Here is a 26,984-nt window from a genome sequence, read left to right on the forward strand (position 1 = left end):
CCCACCCCGCGGCCGATCTGTCAGACATGCGCAGCGCGAGCCTCGAGCCGGCCCGCACCCCCCGGGTGCCGGCGCCGCTGCTGCTCGCCGTCCTGGGGGTGGCCGCGCTGCCTCATCTGCCCGGTCCCACCGGGGGACGGGTCGGTGACCTCCTCGGTCTCCTGGTCGCGGTCACGGCGCTGCTGCTGCTGCTCTGGTCGACCCGCCGGCAGTCCCGGCTGCGCGGGTCCGAGACGACGGCCCTGGCCTACCGCCGGTTGGCGCAGGCCCACCTCGTCATGGCCCTCGGGGCCGGCGTCGACGTCGTCCTGTGGGCCCTGCGTCTGCTCATCCCCGCCGCCGGGTCGCTGCCCGATCCCGGGACCGGGTCCTTCCTGGCCGCGGGACCGGCCACCGTCTGCACCCTGGTCGCCCTCCTGCGCGGACGGCGCGGGCGTGGCAAGGAGTGGGCCACGGTCGCCGCCGGGTTCCTGCTGGCGACCGCCGTCCTCGTCCTGCTGGATCTCCCGGGTGGGGCCGCCCCCTCCCCGGTCGTCGACCACGTCCGCATCCCGGGGGTGGCGCTGCTCCTCGCCGCCCTGGGCCTGCGGATGCTGCTGCTGCACGCGGGTCGGCGGTTGCGCTCCCCCGGCGCCTGGGTGGCCACCCTCGCCTGGTGGCTGCCCTCGGTGCTGGTGCTCCTCGCCCCGGGGACCGGCACGGTCTCGGCCGTCCCCCTCGCCCTGGTGGCGATCGCGAGCACCCTGGTCGTCCGCGCGACCGGGGCCGACCGGCGCCGCGACGAGGCCGTCCTCTTCCCGGTGCTCTCCGGGCGGGCGACCGTCCTCACCTGCTTCGCGATCGTCACCGTCGCGGTCGTCCTGCTGACCGCCCAGGCCTTCGGCGTGCTGCCGGACCCGCCGGCGTCGGCCGCGCTGTGCGCCGCCGTCCTGCTGGTCCTCGTCCGCAGCCGCGACCTGGTCGGCAGCCTCCAGCACCTGGCAGCCACCACCGAACTGGCCCTGACCGACGAGCTGACCGGCGTCGGCAACCGGCGCAGCCTGCTGCGCCGCCTGGCCACGCCGACGGCCGCCGGGTCGGCCCTGCTCTGCGTCGACCTCGACCGCTTCAAGGACGTCAACGACCGCTACGGCCACGAGGTCGGTGACCTCGCCCTGCGCTGCGTCAGCGGCGCGCTGGCGGAGAACCTGCCCGCGGGATCCCTGCTGGCCCGCATCGGGGGTGACGAGTTCGCGGTGCTGCTGCCGGCCACGTGGTCGGACCCGCAGGCCCTCGCCCACCGGCTCTTCGTCGACGTGCGCGCGGCGCTGCAGGACGACCCGCGCCTGACCGAGCTCGGGCTGAGCATCGGGGTCGCCCTGCCGGTCGAGGGGGCCCTGGAACCCGGTGACCTGCTGCGGCGCGCCGACGCGGCCATGTACGCGGCCAAGACCGCCGGTGGCGGGGTCTCGCTCTACGACGAGGTCATCGACGCCGACGCCCGCGTCAAGGCCCGCCTCCTCGCCGACCTCACCGACCTGTTCAACGCCCCCGAACGCCTCGAGTCCGAGCTCGTCGTGCACTACCAGCCGCAGCTCGAGGCGGGCACCGGCCGGGTCGTCGGCGTCGAGGCGCTGGTGCGCTGGCAGCACCCCGACCTCGGCCTCATCCCGCCGCTGGACTTCCTGCCGGTCGTCGAGGAGCACGGTCTGATGGCCGACCTGACCTTCTACGTCCTGCGCCGGGCCTCGATCGAGGCGCGCTCGTGGGGCGAGGCGGGCCGCCGGCTGCGCATCTCGGTCAACCTGTCCGCGAGCACGCTCGCGCACCCGCACCTGCTGACGTTCGTCGAGGCGGCGCTCGCGATGAGCCGGCTGGAGGTGGGGCGCCTCGTCCTCGAGGTCACCGAGACCACCCTGATGTCCGACCCCGACCGCGCGCTGGAACTGACCCGGGTCCTCACCGAGCGGGGCGTGCAGCTCTCCATCGACGACTACGGCACCGGCTACTCGTCGTTGTCCTACCTGACGGACCTGCCGGCCTCCGAGCTCAAGCTCGACCAGGCCTTCACCCGGCGCGTGCGCGACGAGCCCCGCACCGCGGCCATCGTCGCGGCCACGGTCGCCCTGGCCCACCGGCTGGGCCTGCGCGTGGTGGCCGAGGGCGTCGAGGACCCGGCCACCCTGGCCCTGCTCGGCCGCCTCGGCGCCGACGAGTCGCAGGGCTACCTGCACTCCCGTCCGCTGCCCGCCGCCGAGCTCGCGGCCTGGTTGGCCCGGCGCGAGGACGACGCCCGACGCGAGGAGGTGACCGAGGATGGCGCGACCGTCTGAGGGGTTCGCTCCCGGTCGACGGGGCGACCGCCTCGGCCACCCCGTCACGCGGGCCGCCTGCCTCGCCGTGGCGCTCGCGGCCGGGGCCATGGGTCCCCTCTCCACCGGTGGGGGCCGGCTCGGGGCCGTCATCGGCTTCGGGTTGAGCGTCGCCGTGTTCGGCTTCTGCGCGGTCGTCGTGTCCCTGCGGGCCGCCCGGCCCGCGGCGGACGAGCTGATGTGGCGCTGGCTCAGCGTCGCGGTCGCCCTGCTGGGGGTCGGAGCCCTCGTCGAGGCCGGTGGTCGGTTGACGGCGGCCCTGGGCGGGACCCCGTGGCTGCCCGAGGGGGCCGCCCTGCTGGTGCTGCTCGTCCCGGCGCTGAGTGCGTCGTGGGCCTCCCTGGTGCACCGCCGCCGCGGCCGGCACGACGCCGGCGAGTACGTCAACGGCGTCGGCGGGCTCATCCTCACCACCGCGAGCGCCCTGCTGCTGCTCGCGCTGCTGGCCCCGGACACCTACCGCAGCCTGCCCGCGTGGCGGCTGCACCTGACCGCGCTGCTGGCCGGGACCCTGGTCGTCACCGTCGCCGCGTTGTTCGTGATCGGCGCGGTGAGCCGACCGCTGGCCCGCGCGTCGCTGTGGGGCCTCGGCCTCGGCTTCTCGCCGGTCATCCTCGCCATCGTCCGGTTCGGGCTGACCGGGCACGGGCTGGGCACCCTCGTCCTGCTCTGGACGATCCCGGTGGTGCTCACGACCGTGGTCGCCACCCTCCCCGAGCGGCCGCTGCCCGACCTGGTGCCGCGCATCTCCTCGACCTGGTTCGTCGTGGGGCTGCTCGCGCTGGCGATCCTGCTGCTCGGGGTCGCCGCGCTGTCCCCCCTGTTCGGCCTCGGCGTCCCGGGCGGGATCGTCGCGCCCGTCCTGTACGTCCTGGTCGGGGCGGCCTGCGTGAGCGGGCGCGGGGTCCAGCTGGTCCGCGACCTCGCCTCGTTGGCGGAGACCCGCCAGCAGGCGCTGACCGACGAGCTGACCGGGTTGGCCAACCGTCGTTCGCTGCTGCGGGAGCTGGAGGCGGCGACCGGGCGGGCCGGGTCCGACGTGGCCCTGCTCATCGCCGACCTCGACGGTTTCGCGACGGTCAACGGCCGGTTCGGGCACGCCGCCGGTGACGAGGCCCTGCGGGAGGTCGCCGCGACCCTGGTCGGGGCGGCGCCGTCGGGGACGCTGGTCGCCCGCCTCGGTGGGGACGAGTTCGCCGTGCTGCTGCCCGGGTGCGCCGAGGGCGCCGCCGTCGAGGTCGCCCGGCACCTGCACGACGTCGTCGAGGCGCGCCTCGCGGCCGACCACCGCTTCGCCCCGGTGGGCATCAGCATCGGGGTCGCCGGGGACGGCTACCGCGAGGTGGGCGCCCCGGACCTGCGGCCGGGCGACCTGCTGCGCCGCGCCGACACCGCCCTGTCCCGGGCCAAGGGGGACCCCGCGGGCGTGGGTCTCTACGACGCCGAGGCCGACGAACGGGCCCGCGACCAGGCCGTCCTGCTGGGCGACCTGACGGCGATGTTCGCCGACGCCACCCGGCTGGAGGAGGAGCTGGTCGTCTTCTACCAGCCGCAGCTCGCGGCCGGCGAGACCCGGGTCGTCGGCGTCGAGGCGCTGGTCCGGTGGCGCCATCCCGAGCGCGGGATCCTGCCGCCGATGGACTTCCTGACCATGGTCGAGGACAACGGCCTGATGGCCGAGCTGTCCTTCCACGTGCTGCGGCGGGCGGTGACCGAGGCCGCGGGCTGGTCCTGCGACGGGGTCCCGCTGCGCATCTCGGTCAACCTCTCGACCTCGACCCTGGTCCACCCGGACCTGCTGCTCGCGGTGGAGGACGCGCTGGAGGTCGGCGGCCTGGTGCCGGGCCGGCTCGTGCTGGAGGTCACCGAGACCACCCTGATGTCCGACCCGGACACCGCGCTGGAGATCACCCGGCGGCTGACCAGCCGCGGGGTGCAGCTGTCCATCGACGACTACGGGACGGGCTACTCCTCGCTGGCCTACCTCACCGACCTGCCGGCCTCCGAGCTGAAGCTGGACCGCGCCTTCACCCGGCGTCTGCTCGCCGAGCCCCGCACGACGGCGATCGTCGCGGCGACCGTGGCGCTCTCGCACCGCCTGGGCCTGCGGGTCGTGGCCGAGGGGGTCGAGGATGCGGACACGCTGCGGGTGCTGGCCCGGCTGGGGGCCGACGAGTCGCAGGGCTTCCTGCACTCCCGTCCGCTGCCCCCGACGGATTTCGCCGCCTGGCTGTCAGCGCAGCCCGGGGGGAACGCCGCCACCCGGACCGCCCCGGCGACGGCCCGGGCGGACAGGATCCCGTTCGCGCGACGTGCGGGAGGTCCCACCCGTCCGCTGACCCCGGCCTGATCGAGGGCCTCGGACCTCAGTGCACGACGGCGACCGGTCCGGTGGCCGAGGAGAGCAGCGTGAGGCTCACCGAGCCGAGCAGGCGCGAGACGAAGGGCCCCCGACCACGGGTCCCGACGACCACGAGGGCGGCCTGGTGCGAGGCCTCGACCATGCTGGCCGCGGCGGGGCCCTCGACCTCCAGGGTGTCCACGTCGAGGCCCAGCCCGGCCGAGCGCAGCATGGTCGCGACGGGGGTCAGCACGCCCTCGGCCGGGACCGCCCGCGCCCCGGGCCGGGCCTGGTCGCCGCGGGCGTGCAGCAGGGTGAGCCCGCGCCCGATCCGGCGGGCGTGCGCCGCGGCGAACATCACGGCCCGGGTCGCCGCCTCGGACCCGTCGACCCCGACGACCACCCGGTCGTGGGTGGCCACCGTGAACGCCGTCACCGCGTCCTCGGACGATCCCGACCGGGCGGGACGGACCACGACCACGGGGCAGCGCGCGTGCGCGGCCACCGAGGTGCTCACCGATCCGAGCACGAGCCCGGTGAGGGCGCCGTGCCCGCGGCTGCCGCAGACCAGCAGGTCGTTCTCCTCGGACAGCTGGTGCAGCACGTTGCTCGGGGTCCCGACGGCGAGCAGCCCCTCGACGCGGACCCCGGGGGCCACCTCGCGGGCGGTCGTCATGGCCGCGGTCACGATCGCCCGGGAACGCGACTTGAGTTCCTCGAAGGGGCCGTCGGTACCGAGTCCGGTCCCCGCGGCGGGCACCGGGACCCGGGCGACCGAGACGACCAGCAGTCCGACGTCCCGGGCCACCGCCTCCCGCGCCGCCCACCGCAGCGCCTCCGTCGACTGCGCCGAGGAGTCGACGGCCGCGACCACGGTCGGGGAGCGACGGGTGGTCGTGCTCATGGGGTGGGGGTCAGGGCCGCGGCGGGGTGGTGCCCGCGGGGCCCTGGGTGGGCGTGCTGGTCCGGGCCTGGGCGGCCAGCAGGTCGCGGATCTCGGTGAGCAGCAGGACGTCCTCGGCCGGCGCCTTCGGCTCGTCGACCTTGCCCTGCTTGCGCATCGCGAGGACCCGGTTCATCGGGGTCACGATCACGAAGTAGACGACCGCGGCGATGATGAGGAAGTTGAGGATCGCGTCGACGATCCCCCCGACCCCGATCGCCGCGTCCCCGCGCAGCGGGATCTGCCACGCCTCGCCCAGCTGGGGGGCACCGCCGATGGCGGCCAGGATGGGTGTGACCAGGTTGTCCACGATGGCCTTGACCAACGCGGTGAAGGCGGTGCCGATGACGACCGCGACCGCGAGGTCGATGACGTTGCCACGCAGGATGAAGTCCTTGAAACCGTTGATCAGGGACATCGCTTCGGCCTTCCGACTCGTCCGGGAACCCTTGCCCAGGCGACCCTAGTGGTGGCCCCGGGCCCCTGCCGAGACACTGCGTGCGTGAGTTCCTCCCCGGCCCCGACCGATCTGTCCCTGCTCGTGGTGGGTCTGGGTGCGGCCGGGGCCTCCGTCGCCTGGCGGCTCGCGGGCGGGGAGGTCCCGTTCGCGGTCCTGCAGCCGCCGGCCGGATCGGCGGCCTCGGTGCCGGAACGCACCTGGTGCACGTGGGGTCCGCGCCCGCCGGGGCCGTTCGGACCGCTCGTCGCCCGGTCCTGGGCCCGGGTCCGGGTCGTCGCCCCGGACGGGGAGGAGCTGGACTTCGACCTGGGCGACTGGCGCTACCGGATGCTGCACTCGGTCGACGTCGACCGGGCCGTCCGGGAACGGCTCGCCGCGGCCGGGGTGCGGGTGCTCGAGGCGACGGCCCGGGAGATGGGCGCCGAGGGTGGGCGGGTCCGGGTGACGACCGAGGAGGGACCCCTCCTGGCCGATGCCGTCCTGGACACGTCGCCGGCCCCCCTGGTCGGCGGGCGCACGCTGCTGCGCCAGCACTTCCTCGGCCGGCGGGTGCGCAGCCGACGTCCCGTCTTCGACGTGGCGACGGCGACGTTGATGGACTTCCGGGTTCCGCAGCCCGCGGGTGGGGTGGCCTTCGCCTACGTGCTGCCGACGTCGTCGACGGAGGCCCTGGTCGAGTACACCGAGTTCTCCCGCGACCTGCTCGACGACGCCGGGTACGCGGAGAAACTCGGTTTCTGCCTCGAGCTCTTCGGCGTGGCCGACGCCGAGGTCCTCGCCGAGGAACGTGGCGTGATCCCGATGACCGACGCGCACCCGGTGGCGCACCCCGTCCCCGGGGTCGTCCGGATGGGCCAGGCGGGCGGGGCGGTCCGGCCCTCGACGGGGTACGCGTTCTCGGTGCTGCAACGTCAGGCCGACGCGGTGGTCGCGAACCTGCGCTCCGGTGGACGGCTGGACGTCCCGCGGCCGCACCGCCGCCGCCACCTGGCGATGGACTCCCTCGTCCTGCAGGCTCTGGTCACCGGCCGGGTGGACGGGGCGGAGTTCTTCGTGAACCTGTTCCGGCGCAACCCGATCCGGCGGACGTTGAGTTTCCTCGACGGGGCCAGCACCCCCTGGGAAGACCTGCAGATCATGGCGACGGCCCCGCGGTCGGCGATGATGGCGACCATCGCCGACCGCGGGGCCGACCGTCTCCGGGGCGCGCGCCCCGTACCGCTCAGGAGTTGAGGACGGCCTCGACGTCGAGCTGCAGCTCGACCTTGTCGGAGACGACCAGACCGCCGTTGTCGAGGCGGGCGTCGAACTCGACGCCGAAGTCGCGACGGTTGATGGTGCCGCGGGCGGCGAAACCGGCGCGGTACCCGCCGTAGGCGTCGGGCCCGAACCCGGACACCTCGACGGCCAGGCGCACGGACTTCGTGACGCCCTTGAGGGTCAGGTCCCCGACCAGGACGAAGTCGTCACCCTCGACCCCGAAGAACGTGCTGCGGAAGGTCGCGCTCGGGTGCTTGTCGGTCTCGAAGAAATCACCGCTGCGGACGTGGGCGTCGCGCTGCTCGTTGAACGTCGTGATGCTGGTGACGTCGATGGTCGCGGAGACCGCGCTCTCAGCGGGGTTCTCGGCGGTGACGATCTCACCCTCCACGCCGCCGAAGCGGCCGCGCACCTTGCTGACCGCCATGTGCCGCACGACGAAGGAGACCTCGGAGTGCGTCGCGTCGATCGTCCAGGTGCCCGCCTTGTAACCGGGCAGCTCGGGGAAGCCGGCGCTGGTCGCCGCGTCCTCGGTGATGGTGTCCGTGTCCTTGTTCTTGCTGCCGAACCAGCCCATGGTGCGCCTCCGTCGTCTGGGGAAGCCGCGGTTGTTTGCAGCTTCAACTGATGACGACGGTACGCCGTTTTCTTTGAGGCTGCAAGTACCTTCTGGCGCCCGGCCGGCGACCGGGCCCTAGACGGTCGTCCCCCGCTCGAAGAACCAGGCGATCACCAGCGCCCCGGGGTCGACCACGCCGCGCGCGACGTCGCCCACGTAGGAGGCCCGGCCCCGCCGGGCCCGCATGGCCTCGGTCGAGCGCGCCCCGTCGGCCGCGGCGCGGTAGGCCGCGGCCAGCCCGGCGACCGCGGGCACCCCCGCGCCGGCGGCCCCCGCCAACGCCTCGGCGGCCGGGAGCATGGCGTCGACCATCGTCTTGTCGCCGAGCTCGGCCCCGCCCAGTCGCTGCACCGTCTCGACCCCGGCCCGGGCCGCGCGGGCCAGGTCGTCCACCGAGAAGGTGTCGGTGCCCACCCGCGCGAACTCGCGCAGGTACATGCCCAGCAGCGGCCCGCTCGTGCCCCCGGTGTCGAGGAAACCGAGCGTGACCGCGGCGAAGACCTCGCTCGCGCCCCGGGTGGGGGCCTGCTGGATCCGGGCCTGCGCCCCGCGGACCGCCGCCCGCAGGTTGTGCCCGAAGTCGCCGTCGCCCGCGAGGCGGTCCAGTTCGGAGAGCTCGTCGCCCCGTTCGAGCACCTGCTCGGCGAAGCCCTCCCACCAGCGCAGCGTCCGCGCTCCGTCCAGGTCGGCCACGCGTCCTCCCGTGGGGGCGCTCAGCCGCCGCCCGTCGGTGCTGACCTCGAGGCGGTCACGGGCCGTCGTGGAGCGCCCCGGCCCGGTCACCACGTCAGGGCCGCCGTCCGGACGGGCGCGTCCCAGTGACGCACGAGCTCCTCGTCCACCGGGACCAGCGTCACCGACAGACCCGCCATGTCCAGCGAGGTCACGGGTGACCCCACGAGCCGACGGACGACCTCCACCCCGCGAGCAGCGAGCACGCGGACCACCTCCCGGTACGCGACGGACAGTTCCAACGGATGGGTGGAGCCCAGGCCGTTCACGACGACCAGGACCTCGTCGCCCCGGGCGACCTCCACCGCGTCGACCAGATGATCCATGATCATGCCGACGAGCTCGCGGGCAGGCCCGAACGGACGCCGGTCCACCCCCCGCTCGCCGTGGATGCCCACCCCGAACTCGACGGTGTCCTCGGGCAGGTCGAACGAGGGCAGCCGCTCGCCGGGATGGGTCGGCCCGGTCAGGGCGACCGCAAGGGTCCGGGAGCGGGCCGAGACGCGCCGGCCCAGCCGGACCAGCTCGTCCAGCGGCGCCCCCTGCTCGGCCGCCGCCCCGCAGACCTTCTCCACGACCACGACGGCCGCGGTGCCGCGCCGTCCGGGGCCGTCGTCCAGACCGGTCACGGCCGGGTCCGTCGCGAGGTCGTCGTCGACGAGGACGGACCCGACCCGGGCTCCGTCGTCGGCCGCGATCTCGGCGGCGATCCGGAAGTTCAGGACGTCGCCGGTGTAGTTCTTGACGACGTGCAGGGCCCCCGCACCCGCGTCCACGAACCGGGTCGCGGCGGCCACCTGCAGGGCGGTCGGGCTGGTGAAGACCGCCCCCGGGACGGCGGCGTCGAGCATCCCGGGACCGACCATGCCGGTGTGCAGGGGTTCGTGGCCCGAACCGCCCCCCGAGACCAGCGCCACCTTGTCCGCCCGACGGTGGGCGGGCGCCCGCACGACGAACAGCGGGTCGGTGCGCAGCTCCACGAGGTCGGGACGGGCCAGGCAGAACCCCTCGACCGCCTCCCGCACCAGCTCGTCGCGGTCGTTGAGGAACTGGCGTCGACCCGTGGTGGTCCGGGCGGCACCCGACGCCCGGTCCGGCGCAGCCGCTCCACCCGGGGGAGCGGCCCCGGCGTCCGTCGTGGTCCCGACAGTCATGCCGACCTCCTCGACGAGGTGTGCGGCGCTCGTGGAGGAGCGTCGCGGCCAGCCTGGCACGGCTGCCCGGGGGCTGCCACAGATTCCGTCCCCCGCCGGCGGTCCGGGAATCACCCGTCCGCCGGAAGGTCACTGTGCGTGAACGCTCAAGGCCCGGCGCCGCACCGCCGAAGGCTGAGGTGTCACCCGGTCACCGGTGACGGGTCCTGTCTGCTGCCGGTCTTTCCGTTCTTGCACAAGGAGTCACCGTGTCCAAGCCCCGCCCCCTCGCCGCCCTCGTCGTCTCCGGTGCGCTGCTCACCCTCGGTGCGGCCCTGGCCCCGGCGGCCTCGGCCGCGGTCGTCGGCCCGGTGACCACCCCGGTCAGCGTGAAGGTCACCATCACCAAGACCCCGGCCAAGACCGCCACCACCTCGACCACCGCCGTCACGACGGTCTCCGTCGGCGGGCACCTGCGGACCTCGGTCGACGGGCACCTGCGCTCCAGCACCACCGGTCACCTCCGCTGACCTTGCGCTGACGGCCCGCTGACCTCCCGCTGACCTCCCGCTGACCCGGCCGGACGGGAGATCACCGGGCCGGATGGATCTTCGGCGGCACGCCGGGCGCCACCCACCCCAGCCGGCCTGCCACCAGGCAGGATGGGCCCATGGCCCGGATCGAGGACTACGCCCTGCTGGGCGACCTGCACACCGCCGCCCTGGTCGAACGCACCGGGTCGATCGACTGGCTGTGCTTCCCCCGCTTCGACTCCCCGGCCTGCTTCGCGGCGCTGCTCGACACCCCCGACGCCGGTCGCTGGCGCGTCGGGCCGAAGGGCGGCGCCCCCTGCACCCGCCGCCGCTACCGGGGCGGCTCCCTGGTCCTGGAGACCGAGTGGGACACCCCGGACGGCACCGTCCGGGTCACCGACTTCATGCCCCCGCGCGGCAACCATCCCGACGTCATCCGGATCGTCGAGGGCCTCGAGGGCGAGGTCGCCATGAGCTCGGAGCTGACCCTGCGCTTCGACTACGGCTCGATCGTCCCCTGGGTCCGCCGGCGCGACGACGAGCTCGAGGCCGTCGCCGGCCCGGACTCGGTCTGGTTCTGGACGACCGTGGAGGTCGAGGGTCGCGGGTTGTCCTCCGTCTCGGACTTCACGATCAAGGAGGGCGAGCGGGTCCCGTTCGTCCTGACGTGGGGTCGTAGCCACGAGAACATGCCCCACCGGCCCGACCCGGACCACGCGCTCGAGGACACCCTGGAGTTCTGGTCGCGGTGGAACGAGCGGGAGACCGTCGAGGGGCACTGGGAGGACGCGGTCACCCGCTCCCTGGTGGTGCTCAAGGCGCTGACCTACAAGCCGACCGGAGGGATCCTGGCCGCGCCGACCACGTCGCTGCCCGAGGAGATCGGCGGCTCGCGGAACTGGGACTACCGCTACTGCTGGCTGCGCGACGCGACGTACACGCTGCAGGCCCTCGTCCTCTCCGGGCACATGGAGGAGGCCGAGGACTGGCGGCAGTGGCTGCTGCGCACCGTCGCGGGCGACCCGGGTGACCTGCAGATCATGTACGCGCTCGACGGCACCCGTCGCCTGCCCGAGCTGGAACTGCCCTGGCTCAAGGGGTACGAGGGGTCCTCGCCCGTCCGGATCGGCAACGCCGCGGCCGACCAGCTGCAGCTCGACGTGTGGGGTGAGGTCCTCGACAGCCTGTTCCTGGCCCGGCAGGCCGGGCTCGGCGCCGAGGACGACGCCTGGAACCTGCAGAAGGCCCTCATGCACCACCTCGAGGCCCGCTGGCAGGAGCCGGACAACGGGTTGTGGGAGATGCGCGGACCGCGGCGGCACTTCACCCACTCCAAGGTCATGGCCTGGGTGGCCGCCGACCGGATGGTCCGCAGCCACGAGGAGTTCGGGCTGCCCGGCCCCGTGAGCCGCTGGCGGCGGGTGCGGGACGAGATCCGGGCCGACATCCTCGCCAACGGGGTGTCGCCCCGGACCGGGACGTTCACCCAGTCCTACGGGACCGACGCCCTGGACGCCTCGCTGCTGCTGATCCCGCGCGTGGGCTTCCTGCCCTTCGACGACCCCCGGGTGGTCGCCACCGTCGAGGCGATCCAGCGCGAGCTCACCCACGACGGTCTCGTCCTGCGCTACAAGGTCGAGGAGGCCGAGGACGGCCTGCCCGGTTCCGAGGGGGTGTTCCTGGCCTGCTCGTTCTGGTTGGTGGACGCGCTGCACGGGATCGGCCGACGTGACGAGGCGGTCGAGCTGTTCGAGCGCCTGCTCAGCCTGCGCAACGACCTGGGGCTGCTGGCCGAGGAGTACGACCCGGTCGGCAAGCGCCAGCTCGGCAACTTCCCGCAGGCCTTCAGCCACTTCCCCCTCGTGGTCACCGCCCACCACCTCAAGGGCGCGGGCGGCGTGCACAGCGACAACCCGGACGGCCACTGAGCCCCGCGGGGGGCCCCGGGTTCAGTCGTCGGTGCTGCGGCGCAGACGTTTCACGTCGCCACGACGCTTCTTGCCCTCCAGCCGGCGGCGCTGCGACCCGCGGGTGGGGCGGGTGGCGCGCCGGGCCGGGCCGGGCGGGGCGACCGCGTCGGCGAGCAGGTCGCGCAACCGGTCGCGCGCGGCCTGCCGGTTGCGGAGCTGGGCCCGGCGCTCCTGCGCGGAGACGGTCAGCACCCCGTCGACCAGGCGGCCGCCCAGCCGTTCCACCGCCCGGGCCCGCTGCGTCTCGCTCAAGGCGGGGGAGCGAACGACGTCGAAGAAGAGCTCGACCCGGGAGTCGGTCGTGTTGACGCCCTGACCCCCCGGTCCGGAGGCGCGGGAGAACCGCCACCCCAGTTCGGCGGCGGGGACCACGAGGGACGGCCCCACCCTCAGGTCCTCGTCCATGTCTCCCCGTCCACCCGTCCGCTTCCCGTCCGGCACGGTGCCCGCCGATTCTCCCCCAGGTCCGGAGGGTAGGTTCGGCCGCCATGAGCGTCTCCCGTGCCGCGGTCGTCGTCGGAAACCCGAAACCCGCCTCCCGCACCCTGGCGGCGGCCGTCCGGGCCGCGGAGCTCCTCGCCGGACGGGCCCCGGACGTCGTCGTCGACGTGGTCGACCTGGGGCCCGGGTTGCTGGGGTGGGGTGACGAGCGGGTGTCCGCGGCCGTCGCCGAGGTCGCCGCGGCCGATCTCGTGGTCGTCGCGAGCCCGACCTACAAGGCCACCTACACGGGGCTGCTGAAACTCTTCCTGGACCAGTTCGGCACGGGGGACGGGTTGCGCGACGTGGTCGCCGTCCCGCTCATGCTGGGGGGTGGTCCGGCCCACGCCCTCGCCCCCGAACTCCTGCTGAAACCCGTCCTCGTCGAGATCGGGGCGACCTGCCCCGCCCCGGGGTTGTTCCTGCGGGACGCCGAGGGGGCCGACTCGGCGGTCCTGACCGCCTACGTCGAGCGGTGGGGCGCGATCCTGCGGGCGGCGGTTCAGCCGTCGCGGCTCGCGGACTGACCCTCGTCGTCGGAGACGTCCACGGCGTCCCAGAACTCGCACCGGTGCTCGGCGCGGTAGCCGGCGACGAGCGCGATCTCGGGTGAGGGCGGGTCGAAGCGCAGCATGGCCGCGGTGGCTCCGGGTTCCTCGTCCCCGACCGGTCCGAGTTCCGGCCAACCGGCCGGGCGTCCACCCGTCACGAAACTCCCCACCGACTGACGCACCTGACGCGCGAGGGTGGCGTCCGCGGCGTCGGATCCGTCGACCCCGAACAGCGTCGCGGTGAGGTCCGGGTCCCCCGGTTCGTCGACGACGAACTCGGCGAAGCGGACCTCCGCCCCGGCGGCCAGCGTCTCCTCGGCGAGACGGAGGGCGGGGCAGGCGAAGACCCGGTCGGCGACCACCGGCGCCCACTCCTGCTGCGCGGCGGCGGATCCCGGACCATCGGCGGTCAGGTCGTAGAGCCGGGCCAGTTCCCGGGACCGTTCCGGCAGCAGGACCTCGGCCGGCTCCTGCTCGGGTTCCACCGTCGCCGTCCCCGTCGCCGTCCCCGTCGCCGTCCCCGTCCCCGTCGCCGCCCCCGTCGGCGTGCCGGTGGGTTCCGTCGGCGCACCGGTCGGGTCCGTCTGCGTGGTGCGGTCGCGCAGCGCCACCGCCCCCGCATCGCTCGAGGTCTGCACGAGCAGGGGGACGCGGGTCGTGCGCCCGGCCAGGGCGGGGTCGAGCACCGGCCCGGACCCGGCGTCGGCGGTGAGCAGGTCCTCCGCCGGCAGCGACCGCACGCAGGTCAGCGCGGCGGCCGGTTGTCCGGCGGGGTCGGGGCAACCCGCGTCCGTCACCCAGGCGGCGTCCTGCTCGCGCGCCCAGGTCCGGTCCCGCCAGGTCCCGCTCGCCGTCGCACCCGTGCCCGCGGTCAGGGTGTCGGCCAGGCTCACACCCCCGCAGTCGGCGTCGGTGAGGAACGCCTGCTGGAAGAGTCCGGTCGCGTCGGGATCGCCGAGCAGGGCGCACACCGCGTCCGCCCCGGCCGCCTGTCCGCCCACGGTGACCGAACCCGGGTCACCCCCGAAGTTCTCGATCTCGGCGCGGACCCAGCGCAGGGCCGCCTGCTGGTCCAGCAGACCGAGGGTGCCGGCACCGTCGACCCCGGGGAGGTCGAGGAACCCCGCGGCTCCCACCCGGGAGCGCGGGACGACCACGACCACGTCGTTCTCCGCCACCAGCGCGGCCGGATCCAGGCCCGGGGTGGGGGCCGCCGCGAACGTCGTGCCCGGGAACCAGACCAGGACCGGACGCTGTTCGCCCGCGCCGGAACCGTCCGGGACGGCACCGTCCGGCACGGTGACGTCCAGCGTCAGGCAGTCCTCGGCTTCGGCGCAGTCGCGGCCGGGGTCGACCGCGTCGCGCACCCCCGTCCAGGCGGTCGCGGCCGCCGGCGGGGCGAGCCGTCGGTCGCCGGTCGGCGCGGCGGCGTAGGGGACGGCCCGGAAACGCGTCACCCCGGCCCCGCCGTCGGCGCCCCGGAGCTCCCCGGTCGAGACCGTCACGACCGGCTCGGACGACGGAGGGGCGGGGCTGCCGGACGCGTCGGGGCCGGGACCGGGTTCCGGGTCGTCGGTGCACCCGCCCGTCAGGACGAGCGCCACGACGCCGAGGGCGGCGAGACGGCGGGGTCCCCGGCCGCGACCAGTCACGGGGCGACGCTATCCCACGCGGTTGCGCGCCTCCCCGCCCGCGGCGGCGTCGACGTCGAGCACGCTCGCGTCCCCGCTGGCGACGCCGGCCGTGACGATCGCCTCCCGGGTCTGCTCCTCCGGGCCGTGCTCGCTGGTGCAGAGCAACCGGTGCAGCACGATGGCCACGATCGCCCCCGACGAGATGCCGGAGTCGAAGATCGTCTGGAACCAGGTCGGGGTCTGCGCGTAGATCTCCGGGCTCACCGTGGGCAGCATCCCGATGCCGATCGAGGTCGCGATCATCGTCAACGCCCGCCCGTCCAGGCGGCACCCGGCCAACGTCTTCAGCCCGCTGGCGGCGACCATGCCGAACAGTGCGACCCCCGCCCCGCCGAGCACCGCGGTCGGGACGGCCCCGACGACAGCCCCGAGCTTCGGGATCAGGCCCAGGACGACGAGCACGCCGCCGGCGAAGGTCGCGACGTAGCGGGAGCGCACGCCCGACATCGAGACGAGCCCGACGTTCTGCGCGAACGCGGTGTAGGGGAACGTGTTGAACACCCCGCCGAGCACCGTCGACAGGCCGTCGGCCCGCATCCCGTCGGCGACCTGGCGCGGGGTGATGTGCTTGCCGGTGATCTCCCCGATCGCCAGGATGTCGCCGGTGGTCTCGGTCATGATGACGAGACCGACGATGCACATGGCGATGACGGAACCCACCTGGAACGTCGGCAACCCGAACGCGAACGGGGTCGAGACCCCGAACCAGGCCTGCTCCCGCACCCCCGAGACGTCGACCCGCCCGAGCGCGGCGGCGACGAGGGTGCCCAGGGCGATCCCGAGCAGGATCGCGACCCGGGCCACGGCCGGGGGTGCGAACCGGCCGATCAGCAGGATCGAGACGAGGGTGAACGCCGCGAGGAGCAGGTTCTCCGGCGCACCGAAGTTCTCCGAGGCCGCCCCGCCGCCCGCCCAGCCGGCCGCGACGTCGAGCAGGGAGAGCCCGATGAGCAGGATCACGGTGCCGGTGACCAGGGGCGGGAAGAAGCGCAGCAGCGTCGAGAACACCGGGGCCAGCAGCATGATGAAGAGCCCGCAGGCGATCACCGAGCCGTAGATGGCGGTGATGCCGTGCTGGGTCCCGATGGTGATCATCGGTCCGACGGCTGCGAACGTGCAGCCCTGCATGAGGGGCAGCCGGACCCCGAACCGCCAGAAACCCACGGACTGCAGGATGGTGGCCAGCCCGGCCACGAACAGGTCGGCGACGATGAGGTGGGCCAGGTCGTCGGGGGACATCTCCCCGGCGCTGATCATGGCGCCGCCCACGATGAGGGGGACGGCGACCGCACCGGCGTACATGGCCAGGACGTGCTGCAGGCCGAGCGGGGCCAGTCGGGCCAGGGGTGGGATCTCGTCGACGGGGTGGACGGGGGGGTTGCTCACGGGGGCCTCCGGGGGTCGGGGCGGTGGGAGCGCGCGGCCGGTCGAGGGTCGTCGCCGTCCCGACGGTGGCACCCGTGTGTTTCCGCTCCCGACGGTCGGCGACCTCGCCACGTGAAGAGTGCGTTACGCGACCCCCGGCGATGGTGACGCATTGTCACAGGATTTGACCATTTTGTGGCGAAACCGTAGCCAGACGGCGTCGGCGTCCGACATGATCGGTCGGCCAGCAGTGCAGCGGGTCCCCGTCCGAGGGGATCCCGCCCGATCTCGGAGGCTCTCTTGTCGCACCGGTCCCCCCGGTCCCCCCGGCACGCCCGTCCGTCCCGTCCTGTCCGCCGCGGTCTCGCGGCGCTCGCCGTGGCGGCCGCCACGCTCGGTGGGTCCGCGGTCGTCGCGACCCCGGCTCAGGCCGAGGTGCCGTTCGGGACCGGACCGACCGCCGTGCCGCTGGGCGTCCAGGACGGCGACTGGCCCGCCCACTTCCGCACCCGGGTCCTGCTCGACCAGGTGCGGGCCGACGCCGGTCTGGCCCCGCTCGGCTGGGCGCCGGACACCGACCGGGTCGCCGGGGACTGGGCCTGGGAGATCGCCCGACGCGGTGTGCTGCAGCACAACCAAGCTCTGCGCTGGAGGGTGGAGGGCTACCGTCTCTACGCCGAGAACGTCGGCTACGGCGGCGACGCCGACCAGATCATGCGGGCCTTCCTGGACTCCCGTGGGCACCGGCAGAACATCCTCAACCCCGCCGTCGACACGGTCGGCGTCGGCGCGGTCCGTTCGGCCGACGGGCGGCTCTGGATCGTCGAGGTGTTCAAGGACACCGTCTGAGAGATCGAACCCGGTCCCGGCGGGGTCGAGCGTATGAGTAAGGTGAGGCTCCCCTACCTGGAGGAGCTTCCGTGCTGCGCACGACCCTGCGTCCCGTCCCGTTCGTTTTGGCCGGTGCCCTGCTGCTGACCGGCTGTGAGTCCGTCGCCCGGTCCGTCGGCGCGGCCCCGGTGGAGACCGCGGCCGGCGTCACCGAGGAGCGCGTCGTCGAGCACGCGGCCGGGACCACCCGGATCAGCGGGACCCCGCAGCGGGTCGTCGTCCTCGACAGCGGCGAGCTGGACGCGGTGACCTCGCTCGGCGTCGTCCCGGTCGGGGCGATCGAGACCGAGGGCCTGCTCGAGGAGCTCGCCGAGGTCCACGGTTTCGACGCGTCGACCGTCGCGAACGTGGGCGCCATCTCCGAACCGAACCTCGAGGCCATCGCCGCGCTGCGGCCCGACCTCATCCTGTCCAACACCGTCCGCGACGGGGACAGGTACGAGCAGCTCAGCGCCATCGCCCCGACCGTCATGGCCGGGGACCTGGGCGCGGTCTGGAAGGACAACTTCACCCTCGACGCCGAGGCGCTGAACCGGTCGGCCGAGGCGGAGGAGATCCTGGCCGACTACCGCGCCCGGGTGGACGAGGTCGCCGAGCAGTGGAGCGACCCCGCCTCGACCGAGATCAGCGTGCTCCGGTTCATGGGGGGTGGCGAGGTCCGCGCCTACGGTCGGGGTTCCTTCATCGGCAGCGTCCTGAAGGACGTCGGGTTCGTCTGGCCCGCGGCGATCGACACCGCCGAGAACCGGGTGGAGCTGACCACCGAGACGTTGGCCCAGGCCGAGGCCGACGTCATCTTCTGGTCCCCCGGGTTCGGTGACGCCGGGAGGACCGAGGTCGCGAACGTGACCGCCGGACCGTTGTGGGGTTCGCTCGGGGCCGTGCGCGCGGGTTCGGCGTACGAGGTGAGCGACGACACCTGGTTCCTGGGCCTCGGGCCGTCCGGTGCCGACGGCGTCCTCGACGACCTCGAGGACATCGCCGCCCGGCGCTGAGGCGCCGGGCGGTCGGGGTTCACCGGCGGTGGCGCGGCCCCGGCGCGGAGCTCGAACCCAGTTCTTCCTCTTGGGGTCCACCCGCCTGGGGTCCACCCGCCTGGGCGGGGACGACGGCCGCCGTCGCACCCGCCCCGAGCGGGGTGGCCCCCTCGCCGCCGATCCCGCCCTCGTAGACGGCCTCGCCCCGGGCCACCATGCCGGCGACGTCGGACAACGGGACGGTGCGGAACAGCAGCGCCAGCACCAGGCCGATCACGAAGAACGGCAGCAGGTACCCGAACACGGGGGCCAGGGCGTCGGCGTAGGCCCCGACGATCGAGCCGCGCAGGGGTTCCCCGGCCGCGTGCACCGCCTGGGGGACGAGGGTGTCCGGGCCGGTGATCCCGGCCGCCGCGGCCTGATCGGCGTTGCCGCCCAACGCCTCCGTGAGGCCGGTGGTCAACCGCGACGTGAACACGGTGCCGAACACCGCGACCCCGAGGGTCGCACCCACCTCGCGGAAGTAGTTGTTGGTCGCGGTCGCCGCCCCCAGCTGGGTGGCGGGGACCGCGTTCTGCGCGACCAGTACGACGACCTGCATCACCAGCCCGAGCCCGGCTCCGAGCAGGAACAGCATGATCTCGATGGTGACCAGCGGGGTGTCCCCGGACAGCGTCGTCATCCAGGCCATGACCGCGCCGACCAGCGCCACCCCCGCGACGGGGAAGGCCCGGTAGCGACCGGTGCGGGTGATGGCCAGCCCCGAGCCGATGGCGGTCAGCATGAGTCCGGCCATGATCGGCAGCATCAGCAGACCGGAGTCGGCGGCCGAGGTGCCCGAGGCCATCTGCAGGAACGTGGGCATGAAACCGATCGCCGAGAACATCCCGAGCCCGAGCACCAGGCCCAGGGCGGTGGGCAGCACGAACATCCGGGTGCGGAACAGCGACAACGGCATGATCGGCTCGGCCGCCCGCCGTTCCACGAGCACGAAACCCACGGCCGAGACGAGGAGGGCGGCGAGCCAGGCGAGGGCCACGCCCGAGGTCCAGCCGGCCGACCCGCCCTCGTCGGCGAAGAAGATGAGCGAGGTGGTCGTCGCCGACAGCAGCACGACCCCGGCCACGTCGAGGCGGGCGTGGTTGCGCTTGGCCGGGAGTTTCAGGGCGAACGTCCCGAGCAGCAGGGCGAGGATCCCGACCGGGACGTTGATCCAGAAGCACCACTGCCACCCGAGGGCCTCGTGATCGGTGAAGTACCCCCCGACCAGCGGACCGGCGACCGCCGAGAGCCCGAACACCGCCCCCATCGGACCCATGTACTTGCCGCGTTCCCGGGCCGGGACGACGTCGGCGATGATCGCCTGGGCCAGGATCATCAACCCGCCCCCGCCGAGACCCTGCACGAACCGGGAGGCGACGAACACCTCGAACGTCGGCGACAGGGCCGCCACCACGCTGGACAGGGTGAACAGGGCGATCGCCAGGAGGAACAGGTTCTTGCGCCCGAACAGGTCGCCGAACTTGCCGTAGACGGGCATGACCAGGGTGCTGGCCAGCAGGTAGGCCGTGGTCACCCAGGCCATGTGCGAGACCCCGCCGAGGTCACCGACGATGGTCGGCATCGCGGTCGAGACGATGGTCTGGTCGAGACTGCTGACCAGCATCCCCGCGACCAGCGCGGTGAAGATGAGGTTGATGCGCCGGCGGGTCAGCACGAACGGCTGCGCCCCGGCGCTCGGAGCGGTGGTGCTCATCGGGGAACTCCTGCGGATCGGGAGGGGGCGGGGCCGAGCAGCGAACGCAGCTCGGCCTGGACGGCGTGCAGGTGGGTGGCGAGGTCGGTCCCCGGGTCCTCGAACCAGCGTTTCCATCCCAGGCGCACGGCCGTGAGGGTCAGCGCCGCGGCCGTGCCGCAGCGGGGGTCGGCGGAATCGGTGCCGAGGCGTTCCGCAAGCAGGGCGCGGAGCTCGTCCTCGCGGTTCTGGGCCCGGCCCAGCCACAGGGCGAGCAGCCGCGGTTCCCGTTCGGCCAGCGCGATCGTCGTGGCGACGTCCGACTGGGTCTCCTCGTCGACCTCGGGATCCACGAGGGTGAGCGCGTCGACCAGGAGGTCCCCGGTGGGCCCCCCGGCCCGGAACGTCTCCAGGCTCCCGGGCGTGCCGAGGGGCGGGTCCTCACCGAGGGCCGCGTCCTCCTTGCTCGGGAAGTAGTTGTGGAACGTCCGCACCGACACGCCGACCTCGGCGCACACCTGCTCGACGGTGACGGCCTCCCACCCCTCGGCCAGCGCGAGGCGTCGGGTGGCCCGGGAGAGGTCCCGGCGGGTGGCGCGCTTCTTGGCCTCGCGGAGACCGCCGCCGGTTGCGTCATCATGCACGTCATGCATCTTTGCACAGTCTGCAACTTTTGTGCGACCCGCTCACCCGTCCGGCGGCCGGGGTGCGAGAGTGGGGCCGACCGGAAGGAGTCCCGCCGTGCCGACGCTGGACCTCAACGCCGACCTGGGTGAGAACAGCCCCGAGCTCCAGGTCGCGGACGACGCGGCCCTGCTCCGGGTCGTCAGCAGCGCCAACGTGTCCTGCGGGTTCCACGCCGGGACGCCCGAGGGCATCCGTTCGACGGTGCGGGCCGCGGTCGCGGGCGGGGTCGCTGTCGGAGCGCACCCCGGTTACCGCGACCCGGAGAACTTCGGCCGCGAGGTCGTCGACCTGCCCCCCGCGACCCTCCAGGCGCACGTGGAGTACCAGCTGGGCGCGGTCGAGGCCCTGACCCGCGCGGCCGGCGGCCGGGTCCGCTACGTGAAACCCCACGGTGCCCTCTACACGTTGATGTCCGTCGACACCGCGACCGCCGGCGTCGTCGTCGCGGCGGTGCGGGCGGTCGACCCGACCCTCGTGCTGCTCGGTCTCGCCGCCGGGGTGGCGCTCGACGTCGCCGAGCGGGCCGGGATCGCCACCGCCGCCGAGGCGTTCGTCGACCGTGCGTACACCCCGCAGGGTCGGCTCGTCCCGCGCTCGGAACCCGGTGCGGTGCTGCACGACGTGGACGCGGTGCTCGCCCGGGTGCTGCGTCACGTCGAGACGGGGCGGGTCCGGGCGGTCGACGGCAGCGATCTGGGCGTCCGGGCGGAGTCGTGGTGCGTGCACGGGGACAGCCCGGGGGCGGTCGCGATGGCGACGGCCGTCCGGGCCGGTCTGGAGGCCGCCGGCGTCCGGGTGGCGTCCTTCGTCGAGGGACCGTGACGTCCGTCCGGGTGCTGCCGGTCGGGGACGCGGCCCTCCTGGTCGAACTGCCCGACCTGGGGACCACGCTGGGGTTCGCCGCGGCGCTGCGCGCAGCCGACCTGCCCGGCGTCCTCGAGATCGTGCCGGCGGCCCGGACCGTCCTCGTGCGGCACGACCCGCGGCGGGTCGACCCGGGGGAGCTGCGGCGACGACTGGGCGCGCTCGAACCGGTCCCCGTCGAGCCGGTCCCCGTCGAGCCGGTCCCCGTCGAGCCGGGCCGGGACGGCTCCGTCACGATCGAGGTCCGCTACGACGGCGCGGATCTCGACGAGGTCGCCGAGCACCTCGGGTGCTCCCCGGCGGAGGTGGTCGGGCGGCACCGCGCGGCGACCTGGCGGGTCGCCTTCACCGGCTTCGCCCCGGGTTTCGCCTACCTGGTGGGGGACGACCCCCGGTTCGACGTCCCCCGCCGCCGCGCCCCCCGGGCCCGGGTCCCCGCCGGCTCGGTCGCCCTCGCCGGGCCGTTCTCCAGCGTCTACCCGCGCGAGGGACCGGGCGGGTGGCAGGTGATCGGGCGGACCGACGCCCCCCTGTGGGACGTCGACCGCGACCCGCCGGCCCTGCTCGGCCCGGGTTCGACGGTGCGTTTCGTCCCGGCCGAGCGGGAACTCCTCTCCCTGGTCGGGTCCGCGACGCCCTGCCCGCAACCCCCGCCGACGGGTTTCGCGGTCGAGGTGGTGGATCCCGGGTTGCAGGTGCTGGTGCAGGACCTCGGCCGCCCCGGCCACCTGGCCCTGGGGGTCCCCGCGGCCGGGGTCGCCGACCGGGCGGCCGCGATCCGGGCGAACCGGGCCGTGGGGAACCGGGGGACCGCGGCGGTGCTCGAACTTGTCGGCGGGGGTGCGGTGCTGCGCTTCGTCGGCGCCGGCGTGCTCGGGCTGGCCGGGGCCGACGCCCCGGCACGACTCACGGCCCGCGACGGGACCCGGCGCCCGGTCCCGCGGGAACGTCCCACGGCGGTCGAGGACGGCGACGAACTCACCCTCGGGGACCCGGTCACCGGGTGGCGCACGGTTCTCGCCCTCCGGGGCGGGTTCGCCGTGGCGCCGGTGCTCGGCTCACGGTCGCGCGACACGTTGTCCGGGCTTGGCCCGGCCCCGCTGACCGCAGGGGATCGCGTGACCGTGCTGGATCCGGCCTCGGCCCCCTTCCCGGTCGAACCCGAGCCGACCGGGAACGCTCCCGCGCCGGGGGCGGTGACCGACCTCGACGTCGTTCTCGGCCCCCGGACCGACCGGTTCACGCCCGCGGCCCGGGAGATCCTCCTCGCGCAGACCTGGCAGGTCACCCCCCGTTCCGACCGGGTCGGCCTGCGCCTGGCCGGGGACGTCGCGCTGGAACGGTCGCGCGACGACGAACTCCCGAGCGAGGGGATGGTGCCGGGAGCGGTGCAGGTGCCCCCGGACGGGTGGCCGGTCCTGTTCGGCCGGGACCATCCGGTGACCGGGGGGTACCCCGTCGTCGCGGTCGTCGTCGACGAGCATCTCGACCGTCTGGCCCAGCTGCCCCCCGGGGCGCGCGTGCGGTTCCGCCGTCGCGACCCCGACCCACCGAGCGGAGGAACCTCGTGAGAACCGTCCTGGTCGCCAACCGCGGTGAGATCGCCGTCCGGGTCGTCCGCGCCGCGGCCGAACGCGGATGGCGCTCGGTCGCGGTCTACGCCGACCAGGACGCCGACTCCCTGGCGGTCCGGCTGGCCGACTCGGCCGTCGCGCTGCCCGGGGTGACGGCCGCCGAGACCTACCTGGACGTCACGGCCCTGCTGGGTGCGGCCCGGGCCGCGGGAGCGGATCTCGTCCACCCCGGGTACGGGTTCCTGTCCGAGAACGCGGAGTTCGCCCGGGCGGTGGAGGCGGCGGGTCTGGTCTGGATCGGTCCGCGACCGGAGACCATCGAGACGTTGGGGGACAAGGTCGCCGCGCGGTCCCTCGCCCGGTCGGTCGGTGCTCCGCTGGCACCGGGGAGTTCCCGCCCGCTGCGCGACGCCGCCGAGGCCGAGGCGTTCGCCGACGCGCACGGTCTGCCGGTCGTGGTGAAGGCCGCGCACGGGGGCGGGGGTCGGGGGATGCGGGTGGCCCGCACCCGGGAGGAGGTGGCCGAGGCGTTCGCCGCCGCCACCTCGGAGGCGCGGGCCGCGTTCGGGCGCGGGGAGTGCTTCGTCGAACGGTTCCTGGAGAACCCCCGGCACCTCGAGGTCCAGGTCCTCGGCGACGGCGAGGGGAGGGTCGTCGTGGTGGGCGACCGCGACTGCTCGCTGCAACGTCGCAACCAGAAACTGGTCGAGGAGGCGCCCGCCCCCGCCGTGGACCCGGAACTCCGGCGCACCCTGCACGCGGCCGCCCGGGCCGTCACCGAGGCGGTCCGCTACCGCAGCGCCGGGACGGTCGAGTTCCTGCTGGGGTCCGACGGGACCCTGTCGTTCTGCGAGGTGAACACCCGCCTGCAGGTCGAGCATCCCGTCACCGAGCTCACCACGGGGGTCGACCTCGTGCAGGAGCAGTTCCGCATCGCGGAGGGACGGGGGCTGTCGTTCACGACGACCCCGGAACCCCGCGGCCACGCCGTCGAGTTCCGGGTCAACGCCGAGGACCCGGGCCGGGGTTTCCTGCCCGGCCCCGGCCGGGTCACGGTGCTCGACGTCCCCGGTGGGCCGGGCGTCCGGTGGGACGCCGGCGTCTCCGCCGGCGACGTCGTCCCCGCCGCCTTCGACTCCCTGCTCGGCAAGCTCGTCGTCCACGCCGACGACCGCGACGCGGCGCTGCGCCGGGCGCGCCGCGCCCTCGCGGAGTTCCGCGTCGACGGCGTCCCGACGGTGCTCCCGTTCGCCCGTGCGGTCGTCGACGACCCGGCGTTCTCGACGGAGGGTTTCGCGGTCCACACCCGCTGGATCGAGAACGAGCTCATGCCCCGGATGGAACCGCAGCGACGACCCGACCTGGTCGTAGACCCTGCGCTGCAGCGGTTCCCGATCGAGATCGACGGCCGCCGCGCGGTCCTCGGCCTGCCCGCCGCGCTGCTGTCCGCGCTCGGGACCGCATCCGGGTCCGAGGCCGGGTCCGAGGAGACCGGCTCGGTGCCCGCCGACGCGGGCGAGCTCCGGGCCCGCACCCCGGGCACCCTGACGAGGTGGCTCGTCCCCGACGGCGCCGAGGTCGGCGCGAGGCAGGCCGTCGCGGTGGTGGAGGCGATGAAGATGGAGACCCGGGTCCCGGCGCACCGGGCCGGGGTGCTGCGGCACGTGTCGGCCGAGGGCGCGACGCTCCGGGCGGGCCAGCTCGTGGCCAGGGTCGACGAGCCCTGACGAGCGGATTCGGGGCGGACGGCCTCAGCGCTCCCCGCGCAACCGGTCCATCTCCCGTCGGTCCCGCTTGGTCGGCCGTCCGGCCCCGCGCTCCCGGGTGCCGAAGGCCCCGAAGAACTCGTCGCGCGGGGGTGGCGGCGGGGAGTTGTCGACGTAGGCGGCCTGGGCGATCGGTGCGCCCACGCGCTTCTCCAGCAGGGTGACGACCTCGAAGACGCGCTCGTACCCCCCGGCCCGGACGCGCACCTCGTCTCCCACCTTGACCGCCTGCGACGGTTTCGCCCGCTCCCCGTTGAGGCGCACGTGGCCGGCCTTGCACGCCGTGGTCGCGAGCGAGCGGCTCTTGTAGAGCCGCACCGCCCACGTCCACTGGTCGATCCGGGTCACGAGTTCGCGAGCACCCCGTCAACGAGTTCCGCCGCCGAGGCCTGGACCTCGCGCAGGTGGTCGGCGCCCTTGAACGACTCCGCGTAGATCTTGTAGACGTCCTCGGTGCCCGAGGGACGCGCGGCGAACCAGGCGTTCTCGGTGACGACCTTGAGCCCGCCGATGCCCGCGCCGTTGCCCGGGGCCTCGGTCAGGGTCGCGGTGATCTTCTCCCCGGCCAGGGTGTCGGCGGTGACCTGGCTGGCGGAGAGCTTCGACAGGACCGCCTTCTGCTCGCGGGTCGCCGCGGCGTCGGTGCGCGCGTAGTACGGTTCGCCGAACTTCGCGGTGAGGTCGGCGTAGTGCTGCGAGGGGGAGCGGCCGGTCGAACCCTGGATCTCCGAGGCCAGCAGGGCCAGCAGGATCCCGTCCTTGTCGGTCGACCACACCGACCCGTCGCGGCGGAGGAACGAAGCCCCGGCGGACTCCTCGCCGCCGAACCCGACCGAGGCGTCGAGCAGACCCGGGACGAACCACTTGAACCCGACGGGGACCTCGAGCAGTCGGCGGCCGAGGGACTCCGCGACCCGGTCGATCATGGAGGAGGAGACCAGGGTCTTGCCGATGGCCGCACTCGTGGGCCAGCCGTCACGGTTGCCGAACAGGTACTGGATGGCGACGGCCAGGTAGTGGTTGGGGTTCATCAGCCCGGCGTCGGGGGTGACGATGCCGTGCCGGTCGGCGTCGGCGTCGTTGCCGGTGGCGATCTGGAACCGGTCCTTGGCCGAGATGAGGGACGCCATGGCCGAGGGGGAGGAGCAGTCCATCCGGATCTTGCCGTCCCAGTCCAGCGTCATGAACCGCCAGGTCGGGTCGACCAGCGGGTTGACCACGGTGAGGTCCAGGCCGTGCCGGGTGGCGATCTCGCCCCAGTAGTCGACGCTCGCGCCGCCGAGCGGGTCGGCCCCGATCCGGACGCCCGCCGAACGGATCGCGTCGAGGTCCAGCACCGAGGGCAGGTCGTCGATGTAGGTGCCGAGGAAGTCGTAGGACTGCGCCGCGGCCCGCGCCCGCGCGAACGGGACGCGCTGCACCCCGTCGAGCCCCTTCTCGAGGTACTCGTTGGCGCGCTTGGCGATCCAGCCGGTCGCGTCGGTGTCGGCGGGGCCGCCGTTCGGCGGGTTGTACTTGAAGCCTCCGTCGCGCGGCGGGTTGTGCGAGGGCGTGACCACGATCCCGTCGGCGAGCCCGGACCCCGTGGTCCGGATGCCGGAGCCGGACCGGTTCGCGGCGAGGATCGCGTGGGAGACGGCCGGGGTCGGGGTGTACCCGTCGCGGGAGTCGACGAGGACGGTCACGTCGTTGGCCCCCAGCACCTCCAGCGCGGAGGTCCAGGCCGGTTCGGAGAGGGCGTGGGTGTCACGGCCCAGGAACAACGGCCCGTCGTACCCCTGCTCGCGCCGGTAGTCGACGATCGCCTGGGTGGTGGCCAGGATGTGCTGCTCGTTGAACGCCGCGTCGAGCGCGGACCCGCGGTGCCCGGAGGTGCCGAACGCGACGCGCTGCCCGATCTCGGCCGGGTCCGGGGTGATCGCGTAGTAGGCCGTCACCAGGTGGGCGACGTCGATCAGGTCCTCCGGGGCGGCTACCTGACCTGCGCGGCTGTTCGACATGGTGGTCCCATCCTCGTCGGCGCTCCGTCGGGCGCGGTGGTGTCGTGCTCAGGGCCGA

The 26,984-nt window shown here is 74.3% G+C and carries 23 protein-coding genes; 11 read left to right on the top strand and 12 right to left on the bottom strand.

The window, feature by feature from the left end; genetic code table 11:
• Positions 1-26 precede the first annotated feature (26 nt).
• The gene (locus ACFFKU_RS01895) at positions 27-2,312 is read left to right on the top strand and encodes a putative bifunctional diguanylate cyclase/phosphodiesterase (protein ID WP_380135015.1); all 2,286 of its coding nucleotides are present in this window, start codon (positions 27-29) and stop codon (positions 2,310-2,312) included.
• Positions 2,296-4,701, top strand: a complete 2,406-nt coding sequence (locus ACFFKU_RS01900; protein ID WP_380135018.1) for a putative bifunctional diguanylate cyclase/phosphodiesterase — start codon at positions 2,296-2,298, stop codon at positions 4,699-4,701. The genes ACFFKU_RS01895 and ACFFKU_RS01900 overlap by 17 nt, the downstream gene beginning before the upstream one ends.
• A gap of 16 nt (positions 4,702-4,717) precedes the next feature.
• Here ACFFKU_RS01900 and ACFFKU_RS01905 read toward each other — a convergent pair whose 3' ends face one another.
• Both ACFFKU_RS01905 and mscL read right to left on the bottom strand, forming a co-directional pair.
• Positions 4,718-5,596: a universal stress protein gene (locus ACFFKU_RS01905; protein ID WP_380135020.1), complete on the bottom strand. Its 879-nt coding sequence runs from the start codon at positions 5,594-5,596 to the stop codon at positions 4,718-4,720.
• Between the two features lie 10 nt (positions 5,597-5,606).
• On the bottom strand, positions 5,607-6,053 hold the full coding sequence (mscL, locus tag ACFFKU_RS01910; RefSeq protein ID WP_380135023.1) for a large conductance mechanosensitive channel protein MscL: 447 nt from the start codon (positions 6,051-6,053) through the stop codon (positions 5,607-5,609).
• Between the two features lie 84 nt (positions 6,054-6,137).
• Between mscL and ACFFKU_RS01915 the strand changes: the two genes are divergently transcribed.
• Positions 6,138-7,328: a lycopene cyclase family protein gene (locus ACFFKU_RS01915; RefSeq protein WP_380135025.1), complete on the top strand. Its 1,191-nt coding sequence runs from the start codon at positions 6,138-6,140 to the stop codon at positions 7,326-7,328.
• Here the strand turns inward: ACFFKU_RS01915 and ACFFKU_RS01920 are convergent.
• The 3 genes from ACFFKU_RS01920 to ACFFKU_RS01930 form a co-directional block, all read right to left on the bottom strand.
• Positions 7,318-7,932: a YceI family protein gene (locus tag ACFFKU_RS01920; RefSeq protein WP_380135028.1), complete on the bottom strand. Its 615-nt coding sequence runs from the start codon at positions 7,930-7,932 to the stop codon at positions 7,318-7,320. The two genes, ACFFKU_RS01915 and ACFFKU_RS01920, sit on opposite strands and share 11 nt — an antisense overlap.
• Before the next feature lie 117 nt (positions 7,933-8,049).
• A complete protein-coding gene (locus ACFFKU_RS01925) occupies positions 8,050-8,667 on the bottom strand; it encodes a DAK2 domain-containing protein (RefSeq protein ID WP_380135030.1) in 618 nt (205 codons plus the stop codon).
• A gap of 86 nt (positions 8,668-8,753) precedes the next feature.
• Entirely contained in the window at positions 8,754-9,860 is a 1,107-nt protein-coding gene (locus tag ACFFKU_RS01930) for a dihydroxyacetone kinase subunit DhaK (RefSeq protein WP_380135032.1), read from the bottom strand.
• 248 nt (positions 9,861-10,108) lie between these two features.
• Between ACFFKU_RS01930 and ACFFKU_RS01935 the strand changes: the two genes are divergently transcribed.
• Positions 10,109-10,369: a hypothetical protein gene (locus ACFFKU_RS01935; RefSeq protein WP_380135035.1), complete on the top strand. Its 261-nt coding sequence runs from the start codon at positions 10,109-10,111 to the stop codon at positions 10,367-10,369.
• 140 nt (positions 10,370-10,509) lie between these two features.
• Entirely contained in the window at positions 10,510-12,300 is a 1,791-nt protein-coding gene (locus tag ACFFKU_RS01940) for a glycoside hydrolase family 15 protein (RefSeq protein ID WP_380135038.1), read from the top strand.
• A gap of 21 nt (positions 12,301-12,321) precedes the next feature.
• Here the strand turns inward: ACFFKU_RS01940 and arfB are convergent, their stop codons facing one another.
• A complete protein-coding gene (arfB, locus tag ACFFKU_RS01945) occupies positions 12,322-12,747 on the bottom strand; it encodes an alternative ribosome rescue aminoacyl-tRNA hydrolase ArfB (protein ID WP_380135041.1) in 426 nt (141 codons plus the stop codon).
• Positions 12,748-12,830: 83 nt separating this feature from the next.
• On the opposite strand from arfB, the gene ACFFKU_RS01950 reads away from it, so the two are divergent.
• Complete coding sequence (locus ACFFKU_RS01950) at positions 12,831-13,349, top strand: NADPH-dependent FMN reductase (RefSeq protein WP_380135044.1); 519 nt, start codon at positions 12,831-12,833, stop codon at positions 13,347-13,349.
• Here ACFFKU_RS01950 and ACFFKU_RS01955 read toward each other — a convergent pair.
• On the bottom strand, positions 13,325-15,025 hold the full coding sequence (locus ACFFKU_RS01955; protein ID WP_380135046.1) for a carboxylesterase family protein: 1,701 nt from the start codon (positions 15,023-15,025) through the stop codon (positions 13,325-13,327). The genes ACFFKU_RS01950 and ACFFKU_RS01955 overlap by 25 nt on opposite strands.
• Positions 15,026-15,034: 9 nt before the next feature.
• A complete protein-coding gene (locus tag ACFFKU_RS01960; RefSeq protein ID WP_380135049.1) occupies positions 15,035-16,453 on the bottom strand; it encodes a nucleobase:cation symporter-2 family protein in 1,419 nt (472 codons plus the stop codon).
• A gap of 357 nt (positions 16,454-16,810) precedes the next feature.
• Between ACFFKU_RS01960 and ACFFKU_RS01965 the strand changes: the two genes are divergently transcribed.
• Complete coding sequence (locus ACFFKU_RS01965) at positions 16,811-17,281, top strand: CAP domain-containing protein (RefSeq protein ID WP_380135050.1); 471 nt, start codon at positions 16,811-16,813, stop codon at positions 17,279-17,281.
• 71 nt (positions 17,282-17,352) lie between these two features.
• Entirely contained in the window at positions 17,353-18,318 is a 966-nt protein-coding gene (locus ACFFKU_RS01970; protein WP_380135052.1) for an ABC transporter substrate-binding protein, read from the top strand.
• A gap of 19 nt (positions 18,319-18,337) precedes the next feature.
• Here the strand turns inward: ACFFKU_RS01970 and ACFFKU_RS01975 are convergent, their stop codons facing one another.
• Together ACFFKU_RS01975 and ACFFKU_RS01980 are read right to left on the bottom strand one after the other, a co-directional pair.
• A complete protein-coding gene (locus tag ACFFKU_RS01975; protein WP_380135054.1) occupies positions 18,338-20,056 on the bottom strand; it encodes an MDR family MFS transporter in 1,719 nt (572 codons plus the stop codon).
• Positions 20,053-20,679 (bottom strand): TetR family transcriptional regulator, encoded by a 627-nt coding sequence (locus ACFFKU_RS01980; RefSeq protein ID WP_380135055.1) that lies wholly within the window; start codon positions 20,677-20,679, stop codon positions 20,053-20,055. The genes ACFFKU_RS01975 and ACFFKU_RS01980 overlap by 4 nt, the downstream gene beginning before the upstream one ends.
• A gap of 97 nt (positions 20,680-20,776) precedes the next feature.
• Here ACFFKU_RS01980 and ACFFKU_RS01985 point away from each other — a divergent pair, with 97 nt between their 5' ends.
• From ACFFKU_RS01985 to ACFFKU_RS01995, 3 genes are read left to right on the top strand one after another with little or no spacing between them, the layout of a single operon-like run.
• Positions 20,777-21,544, top strand: a complete 768-nt coding sequence (locus tag ACFFKU_RS01985; protein WP_380135058.1) for a LamB/YcsF family protein — start codon at positions 20,777-20,779, stop codon at positions 21,542-21,544.
• Positions 21,541-23,157, top strand: a complete 1,617-nt coding sequence (locus ACFFKU_RS01990) for a 5-oxoprolinase subunit B/C family protein (RefSeq protein WP_380135060.1) — start codon at positions 21,541-21,543, stop codon at positions 23,155-23,157. The genes ACFFKU_RS01985 and ACFFKU_RS01990 overlap by 4 nt, the downstream gene beginning before the upstream one ends.
• Positions 23,154-24,887: an acetyl/propionyl/methylcrotonyl-CoA carboxylase subunit alpha gene (locus tag ACFFKU_RS01995; protein ID WP_380135063.1), complete on the top strand. Its 1,734-nt coding sequence runs from the start codon at positions 23,154-23,156 to the stop codon at positions 24,885-24,887. Before ACFFKU_RS01990 ends, ACFFKU_RS01995 begins: the two co-directional genes overlap by 4 nt.
• Positions 24,888-24,911: 24 nt before the next feature.
• Here the strand turns inward: ACFFKU_RS01995 and ACFFKU_RS02000 are convergent, their stop codons facing one another.
• Both ACFFKU_RS02000 and pgm read right to left on the bottom strand, forming a co-directional pair.
• On the bottom strand, positions 24,912-25,274 hold the full coding sequence (locus ACFFKU_RS02000; RefSeq protein ID WP_380135066.1) for an Hsp15 family ribosome-associated heat shock protein: 363 nt from the start codon (positions 25,272-25,274) through the stop codon (positions 24,912-24,914).
• On the bottom strand, positions 25,271-26,926 hold the full coding sequence (gene pgm, locus ACFFKU_RS02005) for a phosphoglucomutase (alpha-D-glucose-1,6-bisphosphate-dependent) (protein ID WP_380135068.1): 1,656 nt from the start codon (positions 26,924-26,926) through the stop codon (positions 25,271-25,273). The genes ACFFKU_RS02000 and pgm overlap by 4 nt, the downstream gene beginning before the upstream one ends.
• Between the last annotated feature and the right edge of the window lie 58 nt (positions 26,927-26,984).

Origin of the sequence: Kineococcus gynurae (genome assembly GCF_042433995.1) — a bacterium.
Lineage (GTDB): Bacteria > Actinomycetota > Actinomycetes > Actinomycetales > Kineococcaceae > Kineococcus > Kineococcus gynurae.